Source organism: Mesorhizobium sp. M7A.F.Ca.AU.001.01.1.1 (genome assembly GCF_004022735.1).
GTDB lineage: Bacteria > Pseudomonadota > Alphaproteobacteria > Rhizobiales > Rhizobiaceae > Mesorhizobium > Mesorhizobium ciceri.
This window is the reverse complement of the sequence record NZ_RZPF01000864.1, coordinates 1-2,410: the sequence shown is the minus strand read 5'-3', so window position 1 is coordinate 2,410 and position 2,410 is coordinate 1. Positions and strand designations below refer to the sequence as shown.

Genomic DNA, 2,410 nt, shown 5'->3' with positions numbered 1-2,410 from the left:
ATCGAAGAAGCCGTTGCCGAGCGACTTCACCACCAGCGCGATCTTGACGTTTTCGGCATAGGCGGCATTCACGAACATGGCGGCCGAGAATGCAGCCGTCACCATCAATTTCTTCAAGAAGCTCATCGAATTTCCTCCCTTGAGCGTTGCATTCCATCGCCGCTGCGAGCGCGAGTTGGCCTCAGGCCTGCAGTGAAGATTCTTCCTTGTTGGTTGCGGATGTGCGGGCGACGATCAGCGTCACGCCGGCGGTCTCCAGCATCTTGGCTTCACGATCGTCGATGCCGTCATCGGTGATGACGGTGGCGATGCGCGACAGGCCGCACAGGATGAGGCTGGAGCGTTTGCGGAATTTCGAGGAATCGACCAGCACCACCAACTCGTCGGCCTGGTCGATCAGTTTCTGCTCCGCCTGGATCAAGAGCGGATCGCCCTCCATCAGGCCGAGCGGCCCCAGACCCTGCGCACCCATGAACATGCGGCGCGCATAGAAATTGCGCGTCACGTCGTTGTCGAAGGGCGACAGGATGATGTTCTGCTCGCGATAAATGGTGCCGCCCGACAGCATCACCGTATTCTTGGAATGCTTGAGCAAATGCTCGGCGATGGGGAACGAATTGGTGAAGATCGGCATGCGGCGGCCGGTCAGGAAATGCACCATCTGGAAGGTGGTGGTGCCGCCATTGATGATGATCGGTTCGCCGTCGTTGCACAGCTCGACCGCTTCACGCGCAATCGCCCGCTTCTGCGAGGCGTTGATGGTTTCGTTGACGGAAAAGGGCCGGCCGGCCAGCCCGATGAACTGCGGCGGCGAGATTGCCTCGGCGCCGCCGCGCACGCGGCGCAGGCGCTTCTGGACGTGGAGAGCCGCGATATCGCGCCGGATCGTCGCCTCGGAGGACTCCGTCAGGTCGACCATCTCCTGCACCGTCACCACAGGCTTTTCCTGGACGGCGGACAGAATGATCCTGTGGCGCTCTTTTTCGTGCATGGTTCCTCCCTGCCCGGGCATCTAGGCACCCAAAACGCGCAGTGTCAATCATTTCCGATCATATAATTTCATTGTGCAGTGCAGTATGATCGATATTGATCGTTTGTGATTGACAAGCCGAGCGCTTCCGTGGAAATTCGGGGCCAAATGGCCGCGCCTTCTGCGTGCCTTCGGGAGGATTTCTTATGCTCGACAAGCGCACCGGCGCGCGCCTCGCCAATCTGTGGGACGAGGCCAAGGCTCACGCCATGAGCGGGCCGGAACTTCTGGTCTACCGTTCGAACACACTTGGTTCCGACAAGCGGGTCACCAACTATGGCGGCGGCAACACGTCGTCGAAGATCTGGCAGAAAGACCCGCTCACCGGCGAGGATGTCGAAGTGCTGTGGGTCAAGGGATCGGGCGGCGACAGCGCCTCGATCAAGCTGGACGGCTTTGCCACGCTCTACATGGACAAGCTGCGCGCGCTCAAAGGCCTCTATCGCGGCGTCGAGCACGAAGACGAGATGGTCGGCTTCCTGCCGCACTGCACCTTCAACCTCAATCCGCGTGCGGCTTCGATCGACACGCCGCTGCATGCCTACGTGCCGAAGCCCTTTGTCGACCACATGCATCCCGATGCCATCATCGCCATTGCCGCGGCGAAGGATTCGAAGGCGCTGACGAAAGAAATCTTCGGCGAGGCCATCGGCTGGCTGCCGTGGAAGCGCCCTGGCTTCGAACTTGGCCTGTGGCTGGAGAAATTCTGCCTCGAACACCCAGCCGCCAAGGGCGTCATCCTGGAAAGCCACGGCCTGTTCACCTGGGGCGACACCCCCAGGGAATGCTACGAGACGACGATCTCAGTGATCAACCAGGCGATCGAATGGTTCGAGCGCCGCTCCGAGGGTGTCGCTATCTTCGGCGGTGAAGCGGTCAAGTCGCTCGACGCCACTGAGCGCCGTGCCATCGCGGCCAAACTGATGCCGAGGATTCGCGGCCTGATCTCGGAAAGGAGCCACAAAACAGGCCATTTCGACGATTCCACTGCTGTGCTCGAATTCGTCAACTCCAGGGATCTGCGCCCGCTGGCGGCACTCGGCACCTCATGCCCCGACCATTTCCTGCGCACCAAGATCCGCCCGCTGGTCATCGAATTCGATCCGGCAAAGCCCGATGTCGATGCCGTCATCGCGCGTCTTGCCGACGACATCGCCGAATATCGCGTTGGCTACCAGGCCTATTACGACAGCTGCAAGCATCCGGACTCGCCCGCCATCCGCGATCCCAATGCCGTCGTCTACCTGATGCCCGGCGTCGGCATGTTCACCTTCGCCGGCGACAAGGCGACGGCGCGCATCTCGGGCGAATTCTATGTCAACGCCATCAACGTCATGCGCGGCGCCTCCACCGTGTCGTCTTATGTCGGCCTGCCTGCAC

Annotated in this window: 2 protein-coding genes and 1 pseudogene; 1 reads left to right on the top strand and 2 read right to left on the bottom strand. The window is 61.0% G+C overall.

Annotated elements, in window-relative coordinates; translation table 11 throughout:
* Both EN884_RS39910 and EN884_RS33085 read right to left on the bottom strand, forming a co-directional pair.
* Positions 1-126 (bottom strand): annotated as a pseudogene (locus EN884_RS39910) (rhamnose ABC transporter substrate-binding protein); the annotation flags it as partial.
* Positions 127-181: 55 nt separating this feature from the next.
* Positions 182-991, bottom strand: a complete 810-nt coding sequence (locus tag EN884_RS33085; protein WP_063170034.1) for a DeoR/GlpR family DNA-binding transcription regulator — start codon at positions 989-991, stop codon at positions 182-184.
* 185 nt (positions 992-1,176) lie between these two features.
* Here EN884_RS33085 and EN884_RS33080 point away from each other — a divergent pair.
* Positions 1,177-2,410 (top strand): bifunctional rhamnulose-1-phosphate aldolase/short-chain dehydrogenase (locus tag EN884_RS33080; RefSeq protein ID WP_128361010.1); only part of this gene is annotated, 1,234 nt, incomplete at its 3' end.

What these genes read in the sequence shown, in the direction of transcription:
- EN884_RS33085 (WP_063170034.1), bottom strand. Translation starts at nt 991, where the DNA reads ATGCACGAAAAAGAGCGCCACAGGATCATTCTGTCCGCCGTCCAGGAA.